The 400-nt window shown below is 36.5% G+C and carries 1 protein-coding gene; it reads right to left on the minus strand.

The window, feature by feature from the left end:
- Nucleotides 1-332: TIGR04279 domain-containing protein (locus tag ASJ81_RS15610; RefSeq protein WP_212556093.1), on the minus strand; the 332-nt coding region annotated here is incomplete at its 3' end.
- Between the last annotated feature and the right edge of the window lie 68 nt (nt 333-400).

A 400-nucleotide genomic window follows, 5' to 3' on the forward strand; every position in this document is an offset into this window, starting at 1 on the left:
GAACTCGGGCTGTGTTCCTTGATGAGGTATATATCCACATTCTGCTGTCCTAAAGTTTCAGGTCCATCGTAGCTTAACTTTATACTCTCATTTACTGTATAAAATGAACGAAGGGAATAAGGGTATGACAATATGAATTTCATATTGTTCCAGCTATTTTTCTCCTTTTTTATTATAGATATTATCGACTCGTTCCCCTGGGTGTCTGTCCAGTTATATACGTCTACTTCAGGTATATCTCCAGGACACACGTTGCCTTTTCTTTCACTTGAGTTCTGTTCCGAAGAGTTAACTTTTAAAAACAGTCTTTCATTATTTTGTTCTTCACTCAAGTTCTGTTCCGAAGAATTTGTTTCCGAGTCAAGGTTTTCTGAGGGTTGTAATTCTATCTGTTTTTCAA

Source organism: Methanosarcina spelaei (assembly GCF_002287235.1).
GTDB lineage: Archaea > Halobacteriota > Methanosarcinia > Methanosarcinales > Methanosarcinaceae > Methanosarcina > Methanosarcina spelaei.